The sequence below is a fragment of the Curtobacterium sp. MCJR17_043 genome (genome assembly GCF_003224315.2).
Taxonomy (GTDB): Bacteria; Actinomycetota; Actinomycetes; order Actinomycetales; family Microbacteriaceae; genus Curtobacterium.
In genome coordinates this window covers 2,708,624-2,727,256 of the sequence record NZ_CP126259.1, presented here as the reverse complement: position 1 = coordinate 2,727,256, position 18,633 = coordinate 2,708,624, and the positions used below count along the sequence as shown (strand labels likewise).

Sequence of the window (18,633 nt, the reverse complement as noted above, 5' to 3'; positions counted from 1 at the left end):
AGGGTAGGGTTGCGGCGATGTCGATCTCCACCGCTGCTCCCGTCACGCCGAGCGTCCGCACCGCCCTGCGGTCCCCGCGCCTCCTCACCCGGGAGGTCCTGGCGGGGGGTCGTCACGGCGCTCGCCCTCATCCCGGAGGCGATCTCGTTCTCCGTGGTCGCGGGCGTCGACCCCGCGGTCGGCCTCTTCTCGAGCGTCGTCTTCGCGATCGTCATCTCGGTCGTCGGCGGCCGGCCGGCGATGATCTCCGCCGCTGCCGGATCGGTCGCGCTCGTGATCGCACCCCTCGTGCGGGACCACGGCGTCGCGTACCTCGTCCCGGCGATCGTGCTCGGCGGCGTGTTCCAACTCGTGCTCGGGTTCCTCGGCGTCGCGCGGCTGATGCGCTTCATCCCGCGGAGCGTCAACCTGGCGTTCGTCAACGCGCTGGCGATCCTCATCTTCACCGCGCAGCTGCCGAACCTCCTCGGCGACGGAGTGCCACCCGTCGTGTGGCCCCTGACCGCCCTCGGCGTCGCGCTCATCGTCGGCGTCCCGTTCCTCACCAAGGCCGTCCCGGCACCGCTCATCGCCGTCGTCGTCGTGACGGCGATCACGATGGTGTTCGGCATCGCGGTCCCCACCGTCGGCGACGAGGGCTCGCTCCCCACCGCCCTGCCGGGGTTCACCGGCATCACGGTCCCGTTCACCCTGGACACCCTGCGGATCATCGCGCCGTACGCCTTCGGTGTCGCGATCGTCGGCCTCATCGAGACGCTGCTCACCGCGCAGCTCGTCGACGCCGTCACCGAGACCCGCTCGAGTGCCTGGCGGGAGTCGTGGGGTCAGGGGATCGCGAACGTCGCCTCGGGCTTCTTCGGCGGCACCGGCGGGTGCGCGATGATCGGGCAGACCGTCATCAACGTCAAGACCGCGGGTGCCCGCACCAGGGTCTCGACCTTCGTCGCCGGGGCAGCGGTCCTCGTCCTGACGATCGTCCTGCACGACCTGGTCGCACAGATCCCGATGGCGGCGCTCACCGCGGTGATGCTCATGGTCTGCGTCGCCACGTTCGACTGGCACAGCATCCGGCCGCGCACCCTCCGCCGCATGCCCCTCGGCGAGACGGCCGTCATGGTCATCACCGTGCTGGTCGTCGTCGCGACCGAGAACCTCGCCACCGGGGTCCTCGTCGGGGTCGTCGTCGCAGCACTGGTGTTCGCCCGCCGGGTCGCCCACGTCGTCGAGGTCGTGCGCGAACCGGTCGACGAGCGCACGGTCCGCTACCGGGTGCGCGGGGCACTGTTCTTCGCGTCCTCGAACGACCTCGTCAACCGGTTCTCCTACGCCGAGGACCCCGAGCACGTCGTCGTCGACATGTCCGAGGCGCACGTGTTCGACGCGAGCACGGTGGCCGCCCTGGACGGGGTCGAGCAGCGGTTCGCGAAGCACGGGTCCACGGTGGAGGTGGTCAACCTGAACACCGGTTCGACCGCCCTGCACGGTCGGCTGTCCGGGCACCTCGACTGAACGGTCCCGAAGTCCGTGGATCCGCTGTGGGGCCGGTGGACGAGCGGGACCGACCTACACTGGAACCCATGCCCGCGACCAAGATCCACCTCGTGCGGCACGGCGAGGTCCACAACCCCGACCGTGTCCTCTACGGGCGGCTCCCGGGCTTCGGTCTGAGCGAGCTCGGCACCCGGATGGCCCAGGCCTCGGCCACTGCCTGGAAGGACGCCGGCATCGACGTCCGGGCGATCGTCGCCTCCCCGTTGCAGCGCACGCAGGAGTCGGCCGCGCCGTGGTCGGCGGCCTACGGCCTGGACGTCCGCATCGACGAACGGCTCATCGAGCCGACGAACCGCTACGAGGGCCAGCCGCCGGGGTTCACCAAGCGCTCGGTCCGTCGGCCGAGTGAGTGGCCGTGGATCGCGAACCCGATGCGCCCGAGTTGGGGCGAGGCGTACGAGTCGATCGCCAACCGGATGCTCGCCGCCGTCACGACCGCGTGGGAGAGCGTCGACGAGGGCGACGTCGTCCTCGTGAGCCACCAGCTGCCGATCTGGATGGTGCACCGTCGGCTGGCGGGGGGAGCCCCTCTGGCACGACCCCCCGGAAGCGCCGGTGCGACCTCTCGAGCATCACGACCCTCGTGCGGACCCCCCGGCACCGCGGCCGTCCGGTTCACCGAGGTCGGGTACGCGGACCCGGCGGCAGAGCTCCGCGCCTCGGCCACCGACGAAGGAGCAGTGTGATGCGCACAACCCGCACCCGGACCCGGACCGCCGGTGCTGCAGCGATCGCGATCGCGACGGTGCTCGTGCTCGTCGGCTGCTCCTCGAGCAACGACTCCCTGTCGAAGCAGTACGGGAACGGCAGCACCCAGAACTACATCTCCGGGACCGGTGCGGTGACCGAGGTCGCGGCAGCCGACCGCTCCGACCCCGTCGACTTCACCGCTGAGTCGATCACGGGCGACGAGCTGTCGTCGAAGGCGATGCGCGGCGACGTCGTCGTCATCAACTTCTGGTACGCCGGCTGCCCGCCGTGCCGGGCCGAAGCGAAGCACCTCAACACCGTGCACGACCGGTTCGCCGACGACGACGTGCAGTTCATCGGCGTCAACGTCCGTGACGAGGCCGGTACCGCGGAGGCCTTCGAGCGCAAGTTCGGCGTCGACTACCCGACGGTCCTCGACGCCCGGACCGGCACCATGCAGCTCGCGCTCTCCGGTGAGATCGCCCCGAACGCCGTGCCGACGACGATCGTCCTCGACGAGCAGGGCCGGGTCGCAGCGCGGGTCCTCGGTGCGGTCGACGGACCGGGCATCCTCACCACCCTGGTGGACGACGAGCTGACCGGCAAGGCGTCCTGACCGGTGTCCAGCGGCAACCCCTTCGCCGACGCGATCTTCAGCGGGCAGCTCCTCGTCGGGCTGCCCGTGGCGGCGCTCGCCGGGCTCGTCTCGTTCCTGTCGCCGTGCGTGCTGCCCCTCGTGCCGGGCTACCTCGGGTACGTGGGCGGGATCGCCGACGGCTCGCGGCACTCGCGCGGACGCGTGCTCCTCGGCGTGCTCCTGTTCGTGCTCGGCTTCACCGTCGTCTTCGTCCTGGGGTCCGCCGCGGCGGGCGCGGTCGGCTTCTGGCTCGTGCGCTGGCGGGACCTCATCGTGCAGCTCATGGGCATCGTCGTGATCGCGATGGGCTTGGTCTTCATCGGACGGTTCACGTTCCTGCAGCGGACCGTCAAGTCGTCCTTCACCCCGCGCACCGGGCTGCTCGGCGCCCCGCTGCTCGGCATCGTGTTCGCGCTCGGGTGGACGCCCTGCATCGGCCCGACCCTGGCGGCGATCAACCTCATCAGCTTCCAGTCCGGCAGCGCCTGGCAGGGCGTCGTGCTCGGCATCGCGTACTGCATCGGACTCGGCGTCCCGTTCCTGCTCGTCGCACTCGGCGCCGGATGGGCCTCGGGCGCGATCGGCGTCGTCAAGCGGCACATGCGCACCGTCAACATCATCGGAGGAGCGATCCTGATCGTCATCGGTCTGCTCATGGTCACCGGCATCTGGTCGGCCGTCATGTCGAGCGTCGGGGCGGTGATCCAGAGCTTTGTCCCCGCGGTCTGAGCGCAACGAGGACGACCTGGTCGACGAGGCCGGGACCGGTGCCGACCGCACGTCGGACCCCCAGCGACCGTCCGACCACGTCGACGCGACCCCGGCCGCGTCGAGCGCCCGGGACGACGGGATCGCGCAGCCGAAGCTCGGTGTCGTCGGGTACCTCCGCTTCGCCTGGCGTCAGCTGACGAGCATGCGCACGGCGCTCTTCCTGCTCATGCTGCTCGCCCTTGCGGCCATCCCGGGGTCGCTCGTGCCGCAGCGGCAGGCGGACCCGAACGGCGTCGTGCAGTACGAGAACGACCACCCGACGCTCTTCCCGGTCCTCGACAAGCTGCAGGTGTTCGACACCTACACGTCCGTCTGGTTCTCGGCGATCTACCTGCTGCTCTTCGTGTCGCTCATCGGCTGCATCGTGCCGCGCACCCGCCACCACTGGCAGGCGCTGCGGACACGGCCCCCGAGGACGCCGGCGCGACTCGGTCGGCTCGCCGGCTTCCGCACCGTCGCGGTGACCCCCCGAGACGGTCCGTGCCACCGCGACCGGTGCCGGCGCGGAGGGCGTGGCCGCGACCGCCGGGGCGGACGCCGCCCCGGGCCTCCCGTCCGTCGACCACGCCGTGACGTCCGCGATGGCGCAGCTGAAGCGCTCCGGCTACCGCGTCGAGCGGTTCGGGGACTCCGTCAGCGCCGAGCGCGGGTACCTCCGCGAGACCGGCAACCTGGTGTTCCACGCGGCCCTCGTGGGCGTGCTCCTGGCCGTCGGCCTCGGTGGCGGGTTCAGCTACACCGGCCAGCGACTGCTCGTCGAGGGGCAGACCTTCACGAACGTCCTCGGCTCGTACGACTCGTTCAACCCCGGCCGCTGGTTCTCGCAGTCGGACCTGCAGGGCTACAACCTGACGCTCGACGACTTCGAGACGAAGTACGAGGAGACCAACCTCGACGCGCTCGGGCAGGCGACCGACTACTCCGCGACCGTGACCGGCCGGACCCGGGACGGCGCGGAGAAGACGAGCCGACTCGGCGTGAACGAGCCGCTCGCGATCGGCGGGACGAACGTGTACCTGCTCGGCAACGGCTACGCGATGCAGGTCACGGTGCGGGACGGCGAGGGCGACGTGGCGTTCCAGGACGTCGTGCCCTTCCTGCCCGAGGACGCGAACTACACCTCGACCGGCGTCATCAAGGTCCCGGACGCGTCACCGGACCAGCTCGGCATGATCGGGTTCTTCTACCCGACCGCGGTGAAGCAGAGCACCGGTGCCTTCGCGTCGGCGTACCCGGACACCGAGAACCCGATGCTGTCGCTGCAGGTCTACACGGGCGACCTCGGCCTGGACGACGGTGTCCCGCAGAGCGTCTACCAGCTCTCGACGAAGGGGCTGACGCAGATCGCGGGCCGGCAGGCGGACACCCCGAGCATCTCGATGAAGCCCGGCGAGACGAAGCAGCTCCCGGACGGCGCCGGGTCGATCACCTTCGACGGGGTGAAGCGCTACGTGTCCCTCGACGTGCACCACGACCCGTCGCAGCTCTGGGTCGCCGCCTTCGCGATCCTCTCCGTGCTCGGCCTGCTCACCTCGCTGTTCGTCCCGCGCCGACGCGTGTGGGTCAAGGCCGTGCGGCGGACGGGAGCGGAGCACGGGGGAGTTCGACCTCGAGTACGCGGGTCTGGCCCGCGGTGAGGACCCGAACCTCGAGCGGGCGGTGGCGGACATCGCTCAGCGGCACATGTCGGACCTCGGAGTTAGGATCGCCCAGTGAACACGACAACACTCGCCACCTACTCGGTGGTCCTGACGTACTCCGCGATGGCGGTCTACGTCATCGCGTTCATCTCGTTCGCGCTCGACATGGCCAAGCGCGCCGGAGACGTCGGCGCGGCCGGCTCGGCGACCGGAACCGCCTCGCGTGACGGGGCAGCGGCCACGGTGGCGACCGTCCAGGGCGGCACCGTCGTCCTCGAGCGCGTCGAGCAGCAGAGCCCGGGCGGCGGTCAGCGCGGATCCCGGTTCGAACGGGTCGGCATGGCGATGACGGTGCTCGCCCTCGTGGTGCACGTCGGCGCGATCGTCCTCCGGGGCATCGCGGCCGAGCGGGTGCCGTGGGGCAACATGTTCGAGTTCTCGCTCACGGGCACGGGGCTCATCATCCTGGTGTTCCTGCTCGTGCAGTTCTGGCAGGACCTCAAGTTCCTCGGTGTGTTCATCACCGGCCTGACGATCATCCTGCTCGGCATCGCGACGGTGAACTACTACGTGCCCGTCGTGCCGCTGCAGCCCGCGCTGCAGTCGTACTGGCTCGTCATCCACGTCTTCGTCGCCATCGCCGGCACCGGGTTCTTCGCCCTCGGCGCGGGACTCGCGGTCGCGCAGCTCGTCCAGACGTACCGCCTGGGACGTCCGGAGTCGCGGAAGCTGCGCTTCATGGCGACGCTGCCCGACGCGGACCGCCTCGAGGTCCTCAGCTACCGCGTGATCCTGGTCGGCTTCGTGCTCTGGACCTTCACGCTCATCGCCGGCGCGATCTGGGCCGAGCGCGCCTGGGGCCGGTACTGGGGGGTGGGACACCAAGGAGGTCTGGACCTTCATCATCTGGGTGCTCTACGCCGGGTACATCCACGCCCGCGCGACCCGTGGGTGGCGTGGTGCGCGCTCGTCGTGGCTGGCGCTCATCGGCTTCGCGGCCGTGATGTTCAACTTCTCGGTGGTCAACGTCTTCTTCAAGGGGCTGCACAGCTACTCCGGGCTCTGACACCGGCGCGTCGACGACGCGGCTCCGGACGGACGGGAGGCCCGACACCAGCTGGTGTCGGGCCTCCCGTCCGTCGTGTGGGCGGCGTGGTCACCGCGCGGTCAGGAGCGCGTGCACCCGACGCAGTCGCGCCTCCCACCACGCGGTGCGGTCGGGAGCCGCAGCCCAGCGTTCGAGCAGGGCGGTGTCCGCCTCGACCCGGCGCACGGCGATCCGCCCGTCGACGGGCACGAGCGGGTCGGCGGTCACGTCGCCCGTGAGCATCACGCCCGTGCCGAGTCCGGCGGCGTAGCCGGGGGCCATCGCAGCGGCGGCGAGGAACGCGCCCATCCCGAGCCCGACGGAGGTGTCGAGCGCGCTGGAGACCACGCAGGGCAGGCCGGCCTCGGCGATCACCGCGCGTGCCGCGGTGACGCCGCCGAGTGGCTGCGCCTTGACCACGAGGACGTCGGCGGCTCCGGCCCGGGCCACGGCCAGCGGCTCCGCGGCCTTGCGGACGCTCTCGTCGGCCGCGATCGGGACACCGAGGCCCGCCACGCGCGACCGGAGGGCGGCGAGGTCCGCGACCGAGGCGACCGGCTGCTCGGCGTACTGCAGGCGGAACGGAGCGAGCCGTTCCAGGGCGCGGGTCGCGTCGTCGAGCGACCAGAGCCCGTTCGCGTCGACGCGGACGGCGGCGTCCTCGCCCATCGCGCGGCGGACGGCGGCGACCCGGGCGACGTCGTCCTCGATGCCCGTCCCGGGCTCGGCGACCTTCACCTTCGCGGTGGTGCACCCGGGGTAGCGCCGGAGCAGGTCGGGGACGTCCGCCGCGGCGATCGCGGGCACCGTCGCGTTGACCGGGACCGAGTCGGCCGCCGGTCCGTGCGGCGTCCACCCGAAGTCGATGGTGGCGCGGAGCCACGCGGCGGCCTCGGCGTCGTCGTACTCGACGAAGGGGGAGAACTCGGTCCACCCCTCGGGGCCGCGGAGGACGAGTGCCTCGCGCACGGTGATGCCGCGGAAGCGGACCCGCATCGGCAGGGCGACGACCCTGGCGGTCGCGAGCAGGTCGTCGAGGTCGGGGACGGCGGCCGTGGACGACGGCGCGCCGTGGTCGGACGGTGATGACGGAGTGGTCGGCGGGGTCACATCGGGCACGCGGCCATCCTCGCAGCACGCTCCATGGGTCCTCCCGGCTGTTCCGAGGGGACCGCCAGGGCAGCGCACTACCATCGCTCCGGTCGACCACCGGTCGGCCGGGTCGGCACCGTCCACGGAGCCGACCGTGGAGCGACGAGGTGGATCGACGAGGAGGCTCGGTGGCGACCGACGAGTTCGCGCGGCTCATGCGTCAGGGCACCGTCGACGTCCGCCGTCAACCTGCCGACCGCCGTCGCCGCAACCCCGTCATCGGGAAGATCGCGCTCGGCCTGGCCGTCGTCGCCGCGGCGGTGGACGCGAGCGCCTTCGCCGTCTTCATGGGCGGGGACACCACGTTCGCGTTCGGCATCTGCTTCGTGGTCGTCTTCCTCACCCTGGTCGCGGCGGTCCTCGGGTTCATCTCGGCCGTCGGGTCGTTCGGCCGCTGGTACGGGGTCGTCGGGGTCGTGCTCGCCTTCTTCGCGAACCCGGTGATCCTCATCGTGCTCGTCGTCATCGTCGCGCCGGAGATGCTCGCCGGCATGCAGTAGGAGCGGTCCGACCGGGCGGGAGCGGACCTGGCCACCGGGGCCCGCGGTAGGTTCGGGACATGCCCTCTGCCGTCTCCGACCTGTTCGACCCCGACGTCTGGACCGCTGCTCCGATCGCCGAGCGGTTCACCGACGTCACGTACCACAAGCACGTCTCCGGCGGCATCGTCCGGGTGGCGTTCGACCGCCCCGAGGTACGGAACGCCTTCCGCCCGCGCACGGTCGACGAGCTCCACCGGGCACTGGACGACGCCCGCCAGGACCCCCCGCGTCGGCGTGGTCCTGCTCACCGGCAACGGGCCGAGCCCGAAGGACGGCGGGTGGGCGTTCTGCTCCGGCGGCGACCAGCGCATCCGGGGCCGGAGCGGCTACCAGTACGTGGGCGACGAGGGCGCACCGCCGGAGGGCGTCGACCCCGCTGCCGCCCAGGCGTCGATGGGACGGCTGCACATCCTCGAGGTGCAGCGCCTCATCCGGATGATGCCGAAGGTCGTCATCGCGGTCGTCCCCGGATGGGCGGCGGGCGGCGGGCACTCGCTGCACGCGGTCTGCGACCTCACCATCGCGAGCGCGGAGCACGGGAAGTTCAAGCAGACCGACGCCGACGTCGGCTCCTTCGACGGTGGCTACGGCAGCGCCTACTACGCGAAGCAGATCGGCCAGAAGCTCGCGCGTGAGGTCTTCTTCCTGGCCGAGGAGTACTCCGCCCAGCGTGCCTACGAGATGGGCGCCGTGAACAAGGTCGTGCCGCACGAGGACCTGGAGCGCGAGGCCATCCGCTGGGGCGAGACGATCCTGGGCAAGTCGCCGACCGCGATCCGGATGCTCAAGTACGCCTTCAACGCGGTGGACGACGGCATGGTCGGTCAGCAGGTCTTCGCCGGCGAGGCCACGCGGTTGGCGTACGGCACGGACGAAGCCGTCGAGGGCCGCGACTCCTTCCTCGAGAAGCGCTCGCCCGACTGGACAGCGTTCCCCTGGCACTACTGATGCCGCGTCCGCTGGTCGCGACGAGCGCAGCAGACCCGCTGGTCGTGCTCCGCGGACTGGAGGCCGCCCTGACCGGCGGCCCCGCACTGCTCCCCGTCGCGGTGGACGGTCCGCCGCTGCCGACGCGCGCGCCGACCCACGTCCCGCAGGGGGGTCGCCCTGGTCGTCGAGACGAGCGGCTCCACCGGGACGGGCAAGCGCGTGGCGCTGTCGTCGGCGGCGCTGCTCGCCGGTGCCGCCGCCGCGGACGCAGCCCTCGGCGGTCCGGGCGGCTGGGTGCTCGCCCTGCCGACCCACTACATCGCGGGGCTCAACGTGCTGACCCGGTCGATCGTCGCGGGCACGACCCCGGTCGTCGTCCCGCCCGGGCACTTCGACGCCGGGGCGTTCGCCGACGCAGCGGACCGGCTCGAGGTCGGCCCGGCAGGCCCGCGTCGGTACACCTCGCTCGTGCCCGTCCAGCTCGCGCGCGTGCTCGACGACCCCCCGGGCCACCGCGGCCCTGGCGCGGTTCGACGCGGTGCTGGTCGGCGGGCAGGCGACCCCCCGCCGCACTGTCCGACCGGGCGCGCGGTGCCGGTGTCCGCGTCGTGACGACGTACGGCGCGAGCGAGACGAGCGGGGGCTGCGTCTACGACGGCGTCCCCTTCGACACCGTCCACGCCGAGGTGCTCGACGGCGAGCTGCAGCTGACCGGACCGATGCTCGCCGAGGGGTACCTCGGTGACGACGAGCGGACAGCGGCCGTCTTCACCGAGCGTGACGGCCGTCGCTGGTACCGCACCGGTGACGCCGCGACGATCGAGGACGGACGCGTCCGGGTGTCCGGTCGACTGGACGACGTGGTCGTCTCCGGCGGGGAGAAGGTCCCGCTCGGCGCGGTGGAGCGGGTCGTGCGCGAGCTGCCGGGCCAGGACGGCGCGGTCGTGACGCGCCGGGCGTCGGGGGAGTGGGGCGAGGTGCCGGTCGTGGTGACGGAGCGGGCCGTGCCGCTCGAGGTCGTCCGGGCCCGCGTCGGCGACGCACTCGGCCGTGCCGCCCGTCCCGCCGTGGTGCTCGTCGTGGACCGCATGCCGATGCTCCCGTCGGGCAAGCCCGACCGACGAGCCGTCCGCGCGCTGGCTGATCCGGACGCCTGAGCAGCCCGGGCTCCTGACCCGCCGGGTCGTCCCGCCGGTGGTGGTCGTGCGACGGACGCACCACGCGCGGATACGATGGGCGGTCGTGGCAGGAGCGAAGAAGACGACACGTCCCAAGGGCAGGTCCGGCAACCCGGCGAAGGCGGCAGCGCCGCAGCGGAACACCCGCCGCGCGACCGCGAGCGACTGGATCGGCGGAGCACGGCTGCGGACCCTGACGCTCGGCGTCGTCCCGGTGGTCCTCGGAACCGGGGTGGCCTACGTCGACAGCCGGGTCCCCGGTGACTTCGGCTCGTTCCTGTCGACGGACGGACGCGTCGCCATCGCGCTGCTCGCCCTCGCCGTGGCGCTGTTCCTGCAGATCGGCGTCAACTACAGCAACGACTACTCGGACGGGGTCCGCGGCACGGACGAGTTCCGGGTCGGTCCGGCCCGGCTCACCGGATCGGGGCTCGCCCGACCGCGGACGGTCCTGACGGTGGCGCTGACGTTCTTCGGTCTCGCGGCGGTCGCCGGCCTCGTCATCGTGCTGCTCACCCAGCTGTGGTGGCTGCTCTTCGTCGGAGCAGCAGCCATCGTCGCCGCCTGGTTCTACACCGGTGGGAAGAAGCCCTACGGGTACAACGCGCTCGGCGAGGTCTTCGTCTTCGTGTTCTTCGGGCTGGTCGCGGTGCTCGGCACCCAGTTCGTGCTCATCCGTCAGGTCACCCTGAGCGGCTGGGCCGCAGCGGTCGCCGCGGGCCTGTTCGCGTGCGCCGTCCTCATGGTGAACAACATCCGTGACATCGACGAGGACACCGCGGCGGGCAAGCGCACCCTGGCGGTCGTGGTCGGTCGGCCGGTCGCCCGCGTGCTGTTCGCGCTCTTCCTGATGCTGCCGTACGTCGTGCTCGTCTGGTTCGTGTTGCTCTACTTCCGGAGCGGGTACACGTACTTCTCGCTCCTGCTCGCGCTGCCGGCGCTGGCGATCGGCGTGTCCTCGCGCAAGCCCCGGGAACTCATCACGGCGTTGCAGCTGTCGTCGTTCTCGGCGCTGGCGTTCGGTGTCGTGCTCGCCGCGACGCTCGCCGTCCAGCCGTAGCGGCCGGACGCCTGCGCTGCCGCTACTGCTTCGCGGTGTCGGTGCCGCCCGTGCCGGTGCGGCCCGCCTCGTGGGCGGGATCGGAGTCGGCGGCGTCGACGAAGTCGTCCTCGAAGTCGCTGTCGGCGTCGCGCTCCGGGCGGGCCCGGCGCTGGGCGATCGACGACGTCACGGCGCTCCGGAGTCCGGGCAGCGCGATGTACGACACGAGCAGGCCGATCAGGGCTGCGCCGATCGCCGCCCAGTACCAGGGCAGGCCGACCAGCAGCAGCAGGAGGAGCGCCGCCGCGAAGATGCCGAGCCGGGCGAGGGTGTAGACGAGCCACGCTTTCACCCTGCAAGTGTACGGACGCACGGCTCGGCGTCCCCGTGACGGTCGGAGGGCGGTCACAGGCTGCCGACCTAGACTCCGGAGATGGTCAGACTGTGGCTCGTCATCGTCGTCGCCGCCGTGGCGTTCACGGTGTTCGCGCTCATCGACTGCGCCACCATGCCCCGGTCCCGCGTGCGGTCGCTGCGGAAGGGCATCTGGATCCTGCTCGTCCTCGTGCTCCCGGTCGTCGGCGGCGTGCTGTGGTTCCTGCTCGGCCGGACGCCGGCGCGCGGGCAGCGCGGTGGCGGGGGCGGCGGTGCCGGGTACCGTGGTCCCGAAGACGACCCGGACTTCCTCGGGGGGCACGACGCCTCCCGGGCTGCTGAGCGATGACAAGGACCAGGACGACGCGACCCTCCGATCCCTCGAAGAACAGTTCCACGACGGCGACGACGACGGCCGCCCCGATCGCTGACGGACCGTCCGCCGACGGACCGTCCGCTGACGGCAGCGTCGGGTCCGGCAGCCCCGCGACCGACTTCGCACTCGCGTTCCTGCAGGAGCTCGCGCGGGCCGGCGTGACCGATGTCGTCGTGAGTCCCGGTTCCCGTTCGCAGGCCCTGGCACTCGCGGCCGTCGCCCTTGAGCGCGCGGGCGGCATCAGCGTGCACGTGCGCCTCGACGAGCGGACGGCCGGGTTCTTCGCGCTCGGTCTCGCGGTCGAGTCCGGTCGACCCGCTGCGGTCGTCACGACCTCGGGCACCGCGGTCGCGAACCTGCACCCTGCCGTGCTCGAGGCACACCACTCCGGCGTGCCGATGATCGTCGTCTCGGCCGACCGGCCCGCCGAACTCCGCGGGATCGGCAGCAACCAGACCACCGTGCAGCCGGGCATGTTCGGGTCGGCCGTCGACTTCGTCCGGGACGTCCAGGCGCCGAGCACCCACGGGGTGGACGACGACGTGCGCGCCACCGTCCGGGCCCTGGTCCGGGAGGCCGTGGCCGCTGCCGCCGGTCACGCAGGGCAGCCCGGCCCGGTCCAGCTCGACCTCGCGTTCCGCGAACCGCTCTCCGCCGGACTCGACGGCGTCGAGGGCGTCCCGGACGACGAGGTCGACCGCGAGTACGCGCTCCGCCGCACGGCCGCAGCGCTGCCGGCGGCGGAACTCGCCCCCGACGACGAGCCGGCCACGGTCGTGATCGCCGGGCACGACGCCGGCGTCGACGCCGAGCGCATCGCGTGGGAGCTCGGAGCGCCACTGCTCGCCGAGGTCTCCAGCGGGGCGCGCTTCGGACGCAACGCCGTAGCGGCCTACCGGGACCTCCTCCGGGACGAGTCCTTCGGCGGTCGTGTGCGTCGGGCCGTCGTGCTCGGGCACCCGACGCTGAGCCGCGAGGTGCCGGCGCTCCTGCAGCGCGCGGACGTCGAGACGATCGTGGTCCGCGGAGCCGGTGCCGACGTGTACGACCCGGCACGGGCCTCCCGGCCGTCGGCGTCCACGCAGGTCGTCTCGGACGTCCGCGTGACCGGACCGACCGGCCCCGCGCACCGCGCCTGGGTCGGACGCTGGGTGGCGGCGAGCCGGTCGCTGCTCGGCGGCGGCGACGCCGGACCGGACCTCGACGCGAAGCGGTCCGCGGACCGCGCCGAACGGAACCGGTTCCTCAAGGACGAGGTCGCGCTGCGCCGTCGTCCGGTGGACCGGGCCATGCTCGCCGAGGCCGTGTGGGGAGCGACGTGGCCGCACGACCGACTGGTCTTCGGGGCGTCCCAGATCATCCGCGAGGCCGACATGACCGTCCCGGGCAAGAAGATCCGGGTGCACGCGAACCGGGGTCTGGCGGGCATCGACGGGACGATCTCGACGGCGCTCGGCATCGCGACCGCGCTCGAGGCCGCGGCCGGCACGGTCGGCACGACCCGCGTCGTCGTCGGGGACCTCACGTTCCTGCACGACCTCGGGGGGTCTCGTCACCGGGACCGAGGAACACCGCCCTCGGCTCCAGGTCGTCGTCGGGAACGACGTCGGCGGCGCGATCTTCCGCGGACTCGAGGTCGCCGCGACCACGGCACCCGAGGACATGCGGCGGATGATGACGACGCCGCAGCACGTCGACGTCGAGCGCGTCGTGACCGGGCTCGGGTGGGAGTACCGGCGCGCGGCGACGTGGGGGGGACCTGGAGCGCGTGCTGACCGACCCCGCCGGACGTGTGGTCATCGAGGTGCCGCTGGCGGACTGACGGGGTCCGGGGGGGCGCCGTTCCTGAGGCCAGCCAGCCCGGCGGCCCCGACGCCCGGCCGGTCGTCCCGGCGCTCAGGCCAGGGCGTCCGTGATCGGTCGGAACTTCAGCCGCGTCTCCGCCACCTCGCGCGCCGGGTCCGAACCGGCGACGATCCCGGCACCGGCCCAGGCACGGACGGTCCCGTCGTCCTCGATCTGCGCGCTCCGCAGGGCGAGCATCCACTCGCCGTCACCGGAGGCCCCGAGCCAGCCGACGGGACCGGCGTACCGACCGCGGTCCACGCCCTCGAGCTCGGCGACCAGGCGGACGGCGACGTCGGTCGGGGTGCCCGCGACGGCGGCGGTCGGGTGCAGCGCATCGGCCACGTCGAGCGCGGTGACCCCGGCGGGCAGCACGGCCTCGACGTCGCTGGCGAGGTGCCACAGGTTCGGCAGCTGCAGCCGGAACGGTTGCGGGTCGACGCGGAGGTCGGCAGCGATCGGACGCAGCGAGGCGACGAGGCTCGAGATCGCGAAGGCGTGCTCCTGCAGGTCCTTCGCGCTGGCGGCGAGCGTCTCCGCGGCCACGCGGTCGCTCTCCGCGTCGGCACCGCGGGCAGCGCTGCCGGCGAGCACCCGTGCGGTCAGCGTCCGGCCCTCGGTGCGGGCGAGCGTCTCGGGGGGTGGCGCCGACGAGCCCGTCGACCGCGAAGGTGACGCAGGACGGGTACGCGGCCGCCAGGTCGAGCAGGACCGCGCGGCGGTCGGCGCCGGGCGGCAGCGTCCCGACCAGGTCCCGCGCCAGCACGACCTTCTGCGCGCGGCCGTCCGCGATGGCACCGACGGCGGCGGCGACCGAGGCGGCGTACGCGTCCTCGTCCACCGCACCCGGGCGGAGCGGCACCGAGACGTGCGGGCCGACGCGGGGGGACCGGGACCGACGTGCTCGAGAACGGCAGGGGTGCGGGCGAGTCCGTCGTGTCGATCGCGGTGATCCACGCGCGACCCCGCCGACGGCCGACCACGACACGCGGCACGATGAGCACGCTCGTCGCGTCGGAGTCGTCCGCGAAGGCGAACGTCCCGAACGCCACCAGTCCGCTGCCCCGCATGCGCACCGGGTCGTCGACGGTGGCGGCGGCGGTGACGTCGCGCCAGACGGCGGACGCCTCGCGCATCCGACCCGGGCCGGAGAACTCGAACCGGAGCGCCTCGCCGATGCCGACGATCCCGTCCCCGTTCCGCACGAAGGCCAGCGGGTGTTCGGCGAGGGTGTGGCGGAGCACGGCGCCCGGGTCGTCGAGGATCCGGGTCGAGACCGTGAGCGGCTGCACCGCTGTGGCGGGACGGGTCACGGACCGATGCTACGCGCCGACCCGCACGACGGCCGCCGGGTCCCGGGGCGGGTGTGCACACCGCCACGCCCGTGCGGGACGCGCCCGGGGTGCTCCACTCCTGCACGGCTGCCGGGAAGCGCCGGGTCGTGGGCTCTAGGATGACCGGGTGAGCAGAGCGGACATGCACAAGCGGCCGGACGAAGTGGCGGCCATGTTCGACGACGTCGCGGCGAAGTACGACCTGACCAACGACATCCTGTCGGCCGGCAACGCCCCGCTGTGGCGCGTCGCGACGGTCAAGGCCGTCGACCCCCAGCCGGGCGAGCGCGTGCTCGACCTCGCGGCTGGGACGGGCACGAGCTCGGCGGCCCTCGCCAAGAAGGGTGCCGAGGTCACGGCACTCGACCTGTCGTCCGGCATGATCGCGGTCGGTCGTGAGCGCCACCCCGAGATCACCTTCGTCGAGGGCGACGCGGAACACCTGCCGTTCGAGGACGAGTCCTTCGACGCGGTCACGATCTCGTTCGGGCTGCGCAACGTCAACGACCCGATGCAGGCACTCACCGAGATGCTCCGCGTCCTCAAGCCCGGTGGCCGGCTCGTCATCTGCGAGTTCTCGACGCCGCCGTTCGCCGCACTCCGGTTCGGCTACAACACGTACCTCAAGCGCGTGCTGCCGGGCATCGCCAAGCTCTCCAGCAGCAACCCGGCCGCGTACCGCTACCTGGCCGAGTCGATCGAGGCATGGCCCGAGCAGCAGGTCCTCAGCCAGTGGCTCCGCGGCGTCGGCTTCACGATGGTGGCGCACCGCAACCTGACCGCCGGGATCGTCGCGCTGCACCGCGGCCGGAAGCCCGTCGCCGGCAGCGTCCGCGAGTCGGCTGCCCGTCGTGCGAAGGCGCGTCGGGACCACCAGCCGACGGGCGAGCAGCCCCGCGTCGAGCCCGAGGCCCAGGCCTAGGCCCGCGGCCCAGGTCCCCACCGCCACCTGCGAGTACGGAGCAGCAGTTGAACCCGAGTGTCCCGGTCGCACGACGCGCGCCGAGTCTCCGAGCCTCCCTGGGCATCGGGGAGCGGCTGTTCGCCACCCCCCGCGGACCGGCGCTTCATCGCCGCGGTCGACGACGGTCTCGAGCTCGTCGAGCAGGGGCTCGAGGACGCCATGCGCTCCGCCGACACGCTGGCGGACACGACCAGCCGCTACCTGCTCTCCGCCGGCGGCAAGCGCATCCGCCCGACCCTGACGCTCCTCATCGCCCAGCTCGGCGACGGCGTGACCGACCACGTCGTGAAGGCCGCGGTGAGCGTGGAGATGACCCACCTGGCGTCGCTCTACCACGACGACGTCATGGACGAGGCGCCGGTGCGCCGCGGTGTCCCGGCCGCCCACGTCACGTACGGCAACAACATCGCGATCCTGACGGGCGACCTGCTCTTCGCCCGCGCCTCGCTCATCACGGCGGACCTCGGGCCGGAGGGCATCCGCATGCAGGCGGAGACCTTCCAGCGCCTCTGCATGGGGCAGCTGCACGAGACGACGGGCCCGCAGCCCGACGACGACCCGGTCGAGCACTACATCCAGGTCCTCAGCGACAAGACCGGCTCGCTCATCGCCACCGCAGCCCGGGCCGGCGTGATGTTCTCCGGGGCGGACCGCTCGCTGCTCGACGCCGTCGGCACGTTCGGGGAGAAGGTCGGCGTCGCGTTCCAGCTCGTCGACGACGTCATCGACCTCGCCCCGGCGAAGGACAAGACCGGCAAGATCGCCGGCAACGACCTCCGCGCCGGTGTCGACACGCTGCCGCTGCTCCAGCTCCGCCGTCGCGCCTCGGCCGACGCGGGCGCAGCGGCGCTGCTCGCGCGCATCGAGCGCGACGTGCGGGACGCCCCCCGACGACGCCGTCCACTCGGAGGCGTACCAGAGCGCGGTCGCCGAACTCCACGACCACGAGGCGACCCGGGCCACCCGGGCCCTCGCCGCCGGTTGGGCCGACGAGGCGGTGGCCGCACTGGCCCCGCTGCCGGACGGCACGGTGAAACGAGCCCTCACCCGGTTCGCGGAGACGGTCGTCGACCGCAGCCGCTGACCCGCGGCGGCGGTCCTCGGCCGCGTCCGCTGACCTGAACGAACTGGAGACCGATCAGTGCCCACCCTCCGACTCGCCATCGTCGGCGCCGGTCCGGCCGGCATCTACGCCGCGGACATCCTCCTGCGGGAGGCACGTGGCTTCGACGTCTCGATCGACCTCTTCGAGCAACTCCCGGCCCCGTACGGGCTGGTCCGGTACGGCGTCGCGCCCGACCACCCGCGCATCAAGGGCATCGTCAACGCGCTCCGCGACGTGCTCGACCGGGGTGACATCCGGATCTTCGGCAACGTGCGGTTCGGTCAGGACATCACCCTCGACGACCTGAAGCGGCACTACAACGCGGTCGTCTTCTCGACTGGCGCCATCAAGGACGCCGACCTCGACATCCCGGGCATCGACCTGGACGGGTCGTACGGCGCCGCGGACTTCGTCAGCTGGTTCGACGGGCACCCCGACGTCCCGCGCACCTGGCCGCTCACGGCGGAGAGCGTCGCGGTGATCGGCAACGGCAACGTGGCCCTCGACGTCTCCCGCATCCTCGCCAAGCACGCCGAGGACCTGCTGCCCACCGAGATCCCGGCGAACGTCTACGAGGGCTTGCGGTCCTCGCCGGTCACGGACGTGCACGTGTTCGGTCGCCGTGGACCCGCGCAGGTGAAGTTCACGCCGCTGGAGCTCCGCGAGCTCGGCGAACTCCGCGACGTCGACATGGTCGTGTACGACGAGGACTTCGACCACGACGAGGCCTCGAAGCTCGCGATCCAGACGAACAAGCAGGTCACCGTCATCGACCGTGTCCTGCAGCAGTGGCGGAAGCGCGAGGTCGGCACGGCCAGCCGCCGCCTGCACCTGCACTTCTACGCGAAGCCCCTCGAACTGCTCGGTGACGAGGACGGGAAGGTCCGCGCCATCCGCTACGAGCGCACCCGTCCGGACGGGCAGGGCGGCGTCGAGGGCACGGGGGGAGGTCCGGGAGCTGCCGATCCAGGCGCTGTACCGCGCCGTCGGGTACGTCGGTTCGCCGCTGCCCGGCGTCCCGTTCGACGAGCGCTACGGCGTCATCCCGAACCACGAGGGTCAGGTGCTCGACGCCGACGCCACCCCGATCCCGGGCGTCTACGCGACCGGCTGGATCAAGCGTGGTCCGGTCGGCCTCATCGGCCACACGAAGTCCGACGCGATGGAGACCGTGCAGCACATCGTCACCGACCAGGGCAGCTGGTGGACGCCGGAGGACCCGTCCGAGGAGGCCGTCCCGGCGCTCCTCCGCGAACGCGGCGTCGACTTCACCGACCTGGACGGATGGCACGCGCTCGACGAGCACGAGATCGCGCTCGGCGAGGCGGAGGGCCGCGCACGCGTCAAGGTCGTACCGCGCGACGAGATGATCGACGTCTCGCTCCGCCGCAACCGCGCCGGGTCCCAGGGCTGA

General features: G+C 72.4%; 11 protein-coding genes and 8 pseudogenes. 16 read left to right on the top strand and 3 right to left on the bottom strand.

The window, feature by feature from the left end:
- The first annotated feature begins 17 nt into the window (after window positions 1-17).
- From DEJ15_RS14055 to ccsB, 7 genes and pseudogenes are all read left to right on the top strand, one after another.
- A pseudogene (locus DEJ15_RS14055) lies at window positions 18-1,509 on the top strand (SulP family inorganic anion transporter).
- A gap of 68 nt (window positions 1,510-1,577) precedes the next feature.
- On the top strand, window positions 1,578-2,237 hold the full coding sequence (locus DEJ15_RS14050; protein ID WP_284175153.1) for a histidine phosphatase family protein: 660 nt from the start codon (window positions 1,578-1,580) through the stop codon (window positions 2,235-2,237).
- A complete protein-coding gene (locus DEJ15_RS14045; RefSeq protein WP_110824649.1) occupies window positions 2,237-2,857 on the top strand; it encodes a TlpA family protein disulfide reductase in 621 nt (206 codons plus the stop codon). Before DEJ15_RS14050 ends, DEJ15_RS14045 begins: the two co-directional genes overlap by 1 nt.
- Before the next feature lie 3 nt (window positions 2,858-2,860).
- Window positions 2,861-3,607 (top strand): cytochrome c biogenesis CcdA family protein, encoded by a 747-nt coding sequence (locus DEJ15_RS14040; RefSeq protein ID WP_110824648.1) that lies wholly within the window; start codon window positions 2,861-2,863, stop codon window positions 3,605-3,607.
- 184 nt (window positions 3,608-3,791) lie between these two features.
- A pseudogene (locus DEJ15_RS19680) lies at window positions 3,792-4,055 on the top strand (cytochrome c biogenesis ResB family protein); the annotation flags it as partial.
- Window positions 4,056-4,161: 106 nt separating this feature from the next.
- A complete protein-coding gene (gene resB, locus DEJ15_RS19675; protein ID WP_502866111.1) occupies window positions 4,162-5,286 on the top strand; it encodes a cytochrome c biogenesis protein ResB in 1,125 nt (374 codons plus the stop codon).
- Window positions 5,287-5,412: 126 nt separating this feature from the next.
- Window positions 5,413-6,355, top strand: a pseudogene (gene ccsB, locus DEJ15_RS14030) (c-type cytochrome biogenesis protein CcsB).
- A 90-nt stretch (window positions 6,356-6,445) separates the two neighbouring features.
- On the opposite strand, the gene DEJ15_RS14025 reads toward ccsB, so the two are convergent.
- Window positions 6,446-7,405, bottom strand: coding sequence for an o-succinylbenzoate synthase (locus tag DEJ15_RS14025; protein ID WP_284176216.1), 960 nt, complete (start codon window positions 7,403-7,405; stop codon window positions 6,446-6,448).
- A gap of 251 nt (window positions 7,406-7,656) precedes the next feature.
- Between DEJ15_RS14025 and DEJ15_RS14020 the strand changes: the two genes are divergently transcribed.
- The 4 genes and pseudogenes from DEJ15_RS14020 (at window position 7,657) to DEJ15_RS14005 (ending at window position 11,238) form a co-directional block, all read left to right on the top strand.
- Window positions 7,657-8,028 (top strand): hypothetical protein, encoded by a 372-nt coding sequence (locus DEJ15_RS14020; protein WP_110824646.1) that lies wholly within the window; start codon window positions 7,657-7,659, stop codon window positions 8,026-8,028.
- A gap of 59 nt (window positions 8,029-8,087) precedes the next feature.
- Window positions 8,088-9,018, top strand: a pseudogene (locus DEJ15_RS14015) (1,4-dihydroxy-2-naphthoyl-CoA synthase).
- A pseudogene (locus tag DEJ15_RS19670) lies at window positions 9,018-10,157 on the top strand (AMP-binding protein). Before DEJ15_RS14015 ends, DEJ15_RS19670 begins: the two co-directional pseudogenes overlap by 1 nt.
- A gap of 85 nt (window positions 10,158-10,242) precedes the next feature.
- Window positions 10,243-11,238 (top strand): 1,4-dihydroxy-2-naphthoate polyprenyltransferase, encoded by a 996-nt coding sequence (locus tag DEJ15_RS14005; RefSeq protein ID WP_258365933.1) that lies wholly within the window; start codon window positions 10,243-10,245, stop codon window positions 11,236-11,238.
- A 22-nt stretch (window positions 11,239-11,260) separates the two neighbouring features.
- On the opposite strand, the gene DEJ15_RS14000 is transcribed toward DEJ15_RS14005, so the two are convergent.
- Window positions 11,261-11,572, bottom strand: coding sequence for a DUF4229 domain-containing protein (locus DEJ15_RS14000; RefSeq protein WP_110824643.1), 312 nt, complete (start codon window positions 11,570-11,572; stop codon window positions 11,261-11,263).
- A gap of 81 nt (window positions 11,573-11,653) precedes the next feature.
- Between DEJ15_RS14000 and DEJ15_RS13995 the strand changes: the two genes are divergently transcribed.
- Both DEJ15_RS13995 and menD read left to right on the top strand, forming a co-directional pair.
- Window positions 11,654-11,944, top strand: a complete 291-nt coding sequence (locus DEJ15_RS13995) for a PLDc N-terminal domain-containing protein (protein ID WP_284175152.1) — start codon at window positions 11,654-11,656, stop codon at window positions 11,942-11,944.
- A gap of 185 nt (window positions 11,945-12,129) precedes the next feature.
- Window positions 12,130-13,746 (top strand): 2-succinyl-5-enolpyruvyl-6-hydroxy-3-cyclohexene-1-carboxylic-acid synthase, encoded by a 1,617-nt coding sequence (menD, locus tag DEJ15_RS13990; protein ID WP_349814719.1) that lies wholly within the window; start codon window positions 12,130-12,132, stop codon window positions 13,744-13,746.
- A 121-nt stretch (window positions 13,747-13,867) separates the two neighbouring features.
- Here the strand turns inward: menD and DEJ15_RS19665 are convergent.
- Window positions 13,868-15,129, bottom strand: a pseudogene (locus DEJ15_RS19665) (isochorismate synthase).
- Between the two features lie 148 nt (window positions 15,130-15,277).
- Between DEJ15_RS19665 and DEJ15_RS13975 the strand changes: the two are divergent.
- From DEJ15_RS13975 to DEJ15_RS13965, 3 genes and pseudogenes are all read left to right on the top strand, one after another.
- Window positions 15,278-16,072, top strand: a complete 795-nt coding sequence (locus tag DEJ15_RS13975; protein WP_110824639.1) for a demethylmenaquinone methyltransferase — start codon at window positions 15,278-15,280, stop codon at window positions 16,070-16,072.
- A gap of 47 nt (window positions 16,073-16,119) precedes the next feature.
- A pseudogene (locus DEJ15_RS13970) lies at window positions 16,120-17,198 on the top strand (polyprenyl synthetase family protein).
- A gap of 57 nt (window positions 17,199-17,255) precedes the next feature.
- Window positions 17,256-18,633, top strand: a pseudogene (locus DEJ15_RS13965) (FAD-dependent oxidoreductase).

Coding starts and splice junctions, on each gene's coding strand:
- DEJ15_RS14050 (WP_284175153.1), top strand. CDS start 1,578: ATGCCCGCGACCAAGATCCACCTCGTGCGGCACGGCGAGGTCCACAAC.
- DEJ15_RS14045 (WP_110824649.1), top strand. CDS start 2,237: ATGCGCACAACCCGCACCCGGACCCGGACCGCCGGTGCTGCAGCGATC.
- DEJ15_RS13995 (WP_284175152.1), top strand. CDS start 11,654: ATGGTCAGACTGTGGCTCGTCATCGTCGTCGCCGCCGTGGCGTTCACG.